The organism is Rhizobacter sp. P3_C12 (genome assembly GCF_056402735.1).
On record NZ_JBFUGW010000290.1, the window covers coordinates 1 to 7,279 of the forward strand.

Genomic DNA, 7,279 nt, shown 5'->3' on the forward strand with positions numbered 1-7,279 from the left:
ACGGTGGCCAGCACCGTCAGCGCGCCGGCGGCCGTCCACCAGGCCGGCCGCGCCGAGCCGCGCAGGCCTTGCGCCTGCCACACGACCCAGCCGATCAGCACGGCGGCCGAGACCAGCCCGAGCGGATCGTCCGAGCCATCGGCCAGCCGCGCCGCGGCCCAGCGCCAGTGCGGCCACAGCGCGACCGCCTGCAGCGCGAGCCAGGCGAGCGGTGGCATCGCTTCGAAGCGCCCCAGCCAGCGGCCGGTGGTGGAAGTGGACAACACGGTTCCCATGGCCCGGCCTCATGCGCGCGCTGCCACGCGACGGCGCTGCAGCGCGACACCGGCCACGCCGAACACCACCAGCAACGCGGCCCAGGCCGCCGGCTCGGGCGTGCTCGGCACCTCGGCGCCCAGCGCGGTCTCGGCCACGCCCTGCGGCAGGGGCAGCGGCTGGTCGACGGTGGGCGCGAGGGCCGGATTCGGGTTGCGCACCACCTGATCGATCGCGATGAAGCTGGTGTACTGCGTCAGCAGGCTGTACTTCAGGCCGAGTGCGGTGATGGCCTCCTTCTCGGAATTGCCTCCCACCAGCGACTCCTGGTCGCTGAGCGCCGCGATGCGTCCGCGGGCCCACAGGTGGCGCAGCGCGGACGAGGTCTGGTCCTCGTGGCCGGCCACGATCAATTCCTCGTGCCACGGCCCATCGGCCGCGCGGCCGTCGAGCACCAGCCTGCCCGCCGCCGGCTCGCCCGGGCGCGAGCGCCACTTGCCCTGGATCAGCACCGGGCGGCCGCCCAGCACGTCGGGCAGCGCGGGCGGCTCCACGTCGTAGACGTCCAGCCCGTCGAAGCGCGCCTTCAGCTGCGTCAGCACCGGCGAGTCGATGATGCGGCGCAGCCGCTCGGCCTGCGCGGCGGCCTGCGACGGCTTCGTGACGACGAAGGCCTCGCCCTGGCCGGCACGCGCCAGCCCTTCGATCAGGTTGCGGTTGACGCTGCTGCCGATGCCGAACGCGAACACGTTGAAGTCGTTCAGGTGGCGGCGCACCAGCTGGAACACCTCGGATTCGACCGTCACGTAGCCGTCGGTCACGACGATCACGCTGCGCGACAGGTCGGCAGGCTTCGGCAGCTCGGCGATGCGGCGCAGCGCCGGCACGATCTCGGTGCTGCCGCCGCCGCCGGTCTGCGCCAGCGCCTGCAGCGCACGCTCGATGTTGGCGCGCGTGGCCGGCACCGAGGCCGGCGACAGCATGCGGCTGCTGCCGGAGAACAGCATCACGTTGAAGGTGTCGCTCGGGCGCAGGCCGCCGATCAGGTTCTGCAGCAGCACCTTGGCGGTGTCGAGCGGGTAGCCGTGCATCGAGCCGGAGATGTCGACCACGAAGATGTAGTCGCGCGGGTTGACCTGCTGCAGCGGCACGGCCTTCGGCGGCTCGACCATCGCGAGGAAGAAGTTCTCGCCGCCGGTCTGCTCGTCGCCGCGGTACAGCATCAGGCCGGAGGCGATGCGGTCGCCGGCCAGGCGGTAGGTCAGGATGAAGTCGCGGTTGTTGGATGCCTTCGTGTCGGCGAGGCTCACGCTCGCGTGCGCCGTGTCGCCGCCCTGCACGCGGATCTCGTGCGACGGCGAGCTCACGTCCTTCACCGCGATCGGTGCATCGACCCGCAGCTTCAGGTCGAACGCGGTGTTCGATTCGACGCCGGCGCGCAGGTAGGGCGTCGCGGCCCAGGCTTGCCGGTCCGCCGCACCGGCGGGGTTGCTGTAGCGCGGGCCGACGACGGTCGGGAACACGAAGCCGTATTGCGCGTCGGTCGGCACCAGCAGCTCGGTGTAGCGCAGCTCCACCGCCACGTCGTCGCCCGGCAGGATGTTGGCGACGTTCATCTCGAACACGTTCGGCCGGTGCTGTTCGAGCAGCGCGCTGGTCTTGCCCTCGCGCCTGGCGTTGTCGTACTCGATGCGCGCCTGCTGCTTCTCGCGGATGCGGGCGGTCAGCAGCCGGTTGCCCAGGCGCACGTTCATCGCGTAGATGGCGGCCTGCGTCGAGCCGGGGAACACGTAGCGCGCCTCGATCGGGCGCTGGCCCTCGTTGCGGTAGTGCTGCGTGACGGTCACGTCGGCGATCACGCCGCTGATGCGCACGTCGACCGCGGTCGATTTCAACGGCAGCCGGTCGGTGCCGGGGTCGCCGTTGTCGACGAAGAAGTACGGGCTCTCGCCCTTGCGGGCCTCGGCGTCGTCGGCGCGCGCCGGCGACCAGGCGAGCGTGAGGATCGCGGCGAACAGCGACAGCGCGATGCACAGCAGCACGCGGCCGACGTGGGTGAGCGGGCGAAGCGGGTGGAACGGGACGCGGCGCAGCGGGGTCATGTCGATTCTCCTGGGCGCGCCGCAGGGAGGGCGCGTGGCCGCAAGAATCGACGCAGCATGCGAAGCGGTTTCGAAGCCGCCGCAGCGTCGTGTGAAGGGCGTGTGAAGCCGACCGGCGCCGGGTCATGGATGACGGCCGCATGACCGAACCATGATGACGGCACGGGCGATACAGTGGCGCATGTTCCGACTCCGCCTCTCGCTCGCATTGGCCGCCCTGGTCGCCCTGGTCTGCATCCAGGCGGTGGCCGTGCGCTGGGGCGCGATCCGCGTGTACGCGTATGCGCAGCACAGCCGGCTCGCGAGCGACATCCTGTCCGAGTTGCTGGAGCTGTCGGCCGACAAGCAGCGGCTGCGCGTGTGGGCCTCGCAGCAGCTGATGGGCGCCGACGCCTCGCTCGAGCTGCGCGACCGGCTGCTGGCGCGGATGCAGACCCGCGCGGCCAACCTGAAACAGCTGGCGGCGCGCGACCTCGGCGCCCGGAGCGAACTCGCGGCAGACGACGGCGTGCCGGTCCCGCCCGAGGTGCCGCAGCTGGTGGCCGTCACCGAGCTGCTCGACGACAACATCGTGGCCGTGCGCTCGCGCCTGCTGCAATTGGCGCCGCTCGAGCGCGGCGCCGAGTTCAGCACGGTCTGGCGTGAGCTCAACCAGGTGTTCGACACGGCCCGCGGCCGCGACCTGCGCGAGCTCGTCAACGGCGCGATCGAACGCCAGCGCATCGTGGTGCCGGCCGCGCGTGCGGCCACCGTGCACGGGCTGGACATGCTGCGGCTGCAAGGCGGCGCGATGGTGCTGGTCACGCTGGTAGTGGCGGTGCTGCTGGCGCTGCACCTGGGCCGGCGGCTGCAGCGCCCGCTCGACCGCCTGCTGGGCGGCATCCAGGCCCTGCAGGCCGGCGACCTGGGGCACCGCGTCGCGATCGGGTCGGGCGACGAGTTCGACCGCCTGGCCGGGCATTTCAACGCGATGGCGGCCGAGCTGCAGCAACACCGCAGCGAGGCCGATGCGGCACGCCACCGGCTGGAAGATGCGGTGCAGGCGCGCACGCTTGAACTGAGCACGGCGCACGAGGCGTTGCAGCACATCGATGCCCGCCGCCGCCAGCTGTTCGCCGACCTGGGCCACGAGTTGCGCACGCCGGCCACCGCGATCCGCGGCGAGGCCGAGATCGCGCTGCGCGGCGCCGACAAGCCGGTGGCCGAGTACAGGCAGAGCCTGTCGCGCATCGTCGGCGGCGTGAAGCAGCTGGCCGGCGTCATCGACGACCTGCTGCTGATCGCGCGGGCCGAGGCCGACCAGCTCGCGATGCGCTTCGATGCGGTCGACGTGCCGGCGCTGCTCGGCGACGCGGCCGAGCAGGCCGAGGCGCTCGGCGCGCAGCACGAGGTGAGCGTACATCTCGACGCGCCGCCGCGGGATGCATCCAGCCCCGCCAGCGTGCACGCCGACGCCGACCGCCTGCGGCAGGCGGTGGTGATCGCGCTCGACAACGCGGTCCGCTACTCGCGGCGCGGCGGCACGGTGCGCCTGGGTTGGCAGGTGCGCGACGACCGGATGGAGATCCTCGTGCAGGACGACGGCATCGGCATCGATGCGGAGGAGCTGCCGCTCGTGTTCGAGCGCTTCGTGCGCGGCCGCCGGGCGCGGGCACACCGGCCGGACGGCACCGGCATCGGCCTGTCGATCGCGCAGGCCATCGTGCGCGCGCATCGCGGCGAGATCCACCTCGACAGCCGCCTCGACGAAGGCACCACCGTGCGCATCGAGCTGCCCTGCCGGCGGGAGCAGGCGGCATGAACCTGCTGGTGGTCGAGGACGACGTGCGGGTCGCCGATTTCCTGGTGCGCGGCCTGCGGGCCGAGGGCTATGGCGTGCAGCTCGCCCGCACCGGGCCGCAGGGGCTGGCGCTGACGCGCAGCAGCGCGCCCTCGCTGCTGATCCTGGACCTGATGCTGCCCGGCCTGAGCGGGCTGGAGCTGTGCCAGACGCTGCGCGCCGAGGGCTGCCACGTGCCGATGCTGATGCTCACCGCGCTGAGCAACCTCGAGGACAAGGTGAACGGCCTGCGCCTGGGCGCCGACGACTACCTCACCAAGCCCTTCGCGTTCGAGGAGCTGCTGGCGCGCATCGAGGCGCTGCTGCGGCGCGGCCGCGAGCAGCGCCCGCGCGCCAGCAGCCTGCAGGTGGCCGACCTGGTGCTGGACCGCGAAAGCATGCAGGCGAGCCGGGCCGGCAAGCAGCTCGCGCTGACGGCCCGCGAGCTCGCGTTCCTCGAGCTGCTGATGAGTGCGCCGGGGCGCGTGTACAGCCGCGAACGCATCCTCTCCAACGTCTGGGGCACGAACGAGGATCCGCTGACCAACGTGGTCGACGTCTACGTGCGCCGCCTGCGCGCCAAGGTGGACGAAGGCCATGCGCTGGCGCTGATCAAGACGGTGCGCGGGCTCGGCTACCGGCTCGACGCGCAGCCCGGCTGACGGCGCGCCGCCGTTCATCCGGCGTTCATGTGGGCGTCAGCGGCCGTTCATCGCGGCGCACGGGTCCCGTTCATGGGCCGCTCGAACAATGGCAACCATGCATCGCGACGCGGTGCAGCGCCGCGATGCGGTGTCATCCAACCCAGACGAGGACCTTTCATGAACCTGCTGCGAGCAGCTCTCCTTCCCGCGATCGGCTTCAGCCTGTCGACCGCTGCCCTGGCGCAGGCGCCGTCCACCCAGGCCTGCCAACCCACCGACGACAAGCAGATCGCGGCCCTGTTCGACCGCTGGAACGATTCGCTGCGCACGCTCGATCCGGACCAGGTCGTCGCGAACTACGCGAGCGACGGCGTGCTGCTCCCCACCGTGTCGGACACGCCGCGCACCAACCCGGCCGAGATCCGCGACTACTTCGTCAAGTTCCTGAAGAGCACGCCGCAGGGCCAGATCGATCGCCGCATCATCAAGATCGGCTGCAATGTCGCGCAGGACGTCGGCACCTACACCTTCACGCTGAAGGGCGGCATGAAGGTGCATGCCCGCTACACCTACGTCTACGAGTGGCAGAACGGCCGCTGGCTGATCGCGCACCACCATTCGTCGGCGATGCCGGAGGCGGGCGCCGGCAAATGACGGCCGGCACGTAGCCGCGGACCGTCAGGCGCCGAGCGGCAGCGACAGCGTCGCGATGGCGCCGCCGGCCGCGGCGTTCTTCAGCGTGATGCGCCCTTCGTGCAGCTCGGCGATCTCGCTGACGAACGAGAGCCCGAGCCCGGTGCTCTTCTTGCGCGAATGCGGCCGCGCCAGCGAATAGAACTTCTCGAACACCTTCGATTCGGCGTAGTCGGGAATGCCGGGGCCGCTGTCCTGCACGCGCAGGTCGACGGTGCGGCGGTTGATCTGCAGCGACAGCCGCACCGTGCCGCCCTCGGGCGAGAAATCGAGCGCGTTGTCGAGCAGGTTCGACAGCGCGCGCTGCAGCAGGAAGGCATCGCCGTCGACGCTCGCCTCGGGCCCGTCCTCGACCACGATGCTCAGCTTGCGCGTGGCGGCGGCGGCCTGCGCGCTCGCGGCCGCCTCGTTCACCAGCGGGCGCAGCGCGACCGGCGCGCGCCGCTCCAGGCTGCGCCGCGACTCCAGCGCGGTCAGCTCCATCATCCGGTCGACCAGCTCCTGGATGCGGTGCGTCTCGCGTGCGATGTTGGCGATGAAGCGCGCGCGGTCGGCATCGGGCATCGGCTCCTGCAGCAGCTCGGCCGCGCCGCGGATCGCCGACAGCGGGCTCTTCACCTCGTGCGTCAGCGTCTGCACGTAATCGGCCACGTAGTTGCGGCCGGCCAGCGCATCGCGCATCTCGTCGTAGGCGGCGCCGATCGCGCCGAGTGCACGCCGGCCGAGCCGCGGCAGGCTGAAGCTGCGCTGCGCGCGCACATAGCGCACGTAGTCGGCGATCAGCCCGAACGGCCGCACCAGCCACACCGAGACGATCACCACCAGCAGCAGCACCGCGACCACCGAGGTCACGCCGACCAGCAGCGTCTTGCGCCGCGCCGCATCGACGAACTGCCCGAAGCTCTGCACCGGCTTGCCGACGCTGACCGCGCCGATGATCTCGTTGCGAGCGCGCACCGGCGCGGCGACGTACATCACCGCGGTGCGGTTGTCGTTGTCGATGTCGGGCGTGGTGCGCGCACCGTACTCGCCCTGCAGCGCGCGCCACACGTCGTGCCACTGCGCGTAGTCCTCGCCGAGGTGGCGCTGCGTCGAGTCGTAGACCACCTTGCCGGCGCGGTCGGTGACGATCAGGCGCAGCTCGACGCGCGTCTTCTCGAAGCCGAAGATGTCGGCCTTGAAGCGGCGCGCATACAGCGACTCGAACACCGGCGCGAGCGTCTGGGCGCGCAGCGTGCCGTCGGCCGACGAGGCCTCCAGCGTCGCGGCGATCAGGTGCGCCGTCTCGACCAGCGACTCCTCGGCCGACTCGCGGTAGCGCGGGTCGATGTCGCCGAGCAGCCGGTACATCAGCACGCCGACGCCGAACGCGTAGGCGAGCAGGATGCCGACGAAGATCCGCGTCCGTTTCGAGATGTCAGCTCTCCGGCTTGGTGGCCGGCAGGTCTTCTGCCAAGGCGTAGCCGGTGCCGCGGTGCGTCTTGATCGGCTCCAGCCCCGGCGCGACCAGCTTCATCTTCGCGCGCAGCGTCTTCACGTGCGCATCGACCGTGCGGTCGAGGCTTTCGGTGGCATCGTCCCACACGCGCTCGAGCAGCGTGTCGCGCGAGAACACGTGGCCCGGGCGCGAGACCAGCGTCTTCAGCAGGCCGTACTCGTAGCGTGACAGCTCGAGCAKCTGGCCGTAGAAGCGGATCTGCCGCCGCCCGTCGTCGACCGCGATCGGCGGCACCGGTGCGGCGGCCGCGGCCGGGGCAGCCGCCGCC

The 7,279-nt window shown here is 71.5% G+C and carries 6 protein-coding genes and 1 pseudogene; 3 read left to right on the plus strand and 4 right to left on the minus strand.

Going from position 1 to position 7,279, the window contains the following annotated elements; genetic code table 11:
• Both AC1DXV_RS28670 and AC1DXV_RS28675 read right to left on the minus strand, forming a co-directional pair.
• Positions 1 to 275 (minus strand): annotated as a pseudogene (locus AC1DXV_RS28670) (hypothetical protein); the annotation flags it as partial.
• A 9-nt stretch (positions 276 to 284) separates the two neighbouring features.
• Positions 285 to 2,357, minus strand: a complete 2,073-nt coding sequence (locus AC1DXV_RS28675) for a VIT and vWA domain-containing protein (RefSeq protein ID WP_477936809.1) — start codon at positions 2,355 to 2,357, stop codon at positions 285 to 287.
• Between the two features lie 181 nt (positions 2,358 to 2,538).
• On the opposite strand from AC1DXV_RS28675, the gene AC1DXV_RS28680 reads away from it, so the two are divergent.
• The 3 genes from AC1DXV_RS28680 (at position 2,539) to AC1DXV_RS28690 (ending at position 5,474) form a co-directional block, all read left to right on the plus strand.
• Positions 2,539 to 4,158 carry a sensor histidine kinase gene (locus AC1DXV_RS28680; RefSeq protein ID WP_477867683.1) on the plus strand — a complete coding sequence of 540 codons (1,620 nt, stop codon included), beginning with the start codon at positions 2,539 to 2,541 and terminating at the stop codon, positions 4,156 to 4,158.
• Entirely contained in the window at positions 4,155 to 4,838 is a 684-nt protein-coding gene (locus AC1DXV_RS28685) for a response regulator transcription factor (protein ID WP_477936811.1), read from the plus strand. The genes AC1DXV_RS28680 and AC1DXV_RS28685 overlap by 4 nt, the downstream gene beginning before the upstream one ends.
• 159 nt (positions 4,839 to 4,997) lie before the next feature.
• Positions 4,998 to 5,474, plus strand: coding sequence for an SgcJ/EcaC family oxidoreductase (locus tag AC1DXV_RS28690; RefSeq protein WP_477867687.1), 477 nt, complete (start codon positions 4,998 to 5,000; stop codon positions 5,472 to 5,474).
• A gap of 24 nt (positions 5,475 to 5,498) precedes the next feature.
• On the opposite strand, the gene creC is transcribed toward AC1DXV_RS28690, so the two are convergent.
• Both creC and AC1DXV_RS28700 read right to left on the minus strand, forming a co-directional pair.
• A complete protein-coding gene (creC, locus tag AC1DXV_RS28695; protein ID WP_477867691.1) occupies positions 5,499 to 6,929 on the minus strand; it encodes a two-component system sensor histidine kinase CreC in 1,431 nt (476 codons plus the stop codon).
• A 1-nt stretch (position 6,930) separates the two neighbouring features.
• Positions 6,931 to 7,279, minus strand: a 349-nt coding sequence (locus tag AC1DXV_RS28700; RefSeq protein WP_477936813.1) for a winged helix-turn-helix domain-containing protein, incomplete at its 5' end; no start/stop codon positions are given.

Coding starts and splice junctions, on each gene's coding strand:
- AC1DXV_RS28675 (WP_477936809.1), bottom strand. CDS start 2,357: ATGACCCCGCTGCGCCGCGTCCCGTTCCACCCGCTTCGCCCGCTCACC.
- AC1DXV_RS28680 (WP_477867683.1), top strand. CDS start 2,539: ATGTTCCGACTCCGCCTCTCGCTCGCATTGGCCGCCCTGGTCGCCCTG.
- AC1DXV_RS28685 (WP_477936811.1), top strand. CDS start 4,155: ATGAACCTGCTGGTGGTCGAGGACGACGTGCGGGTCGCCGATTTCCTG.
- AC1DXV_RS28690 (WP_477867687.1), top strand. CDS start 4,998: ATGAACCTGCTGCGAGCAGCTCTCCTTCCCGCGATCGGCTTCAGCCTG.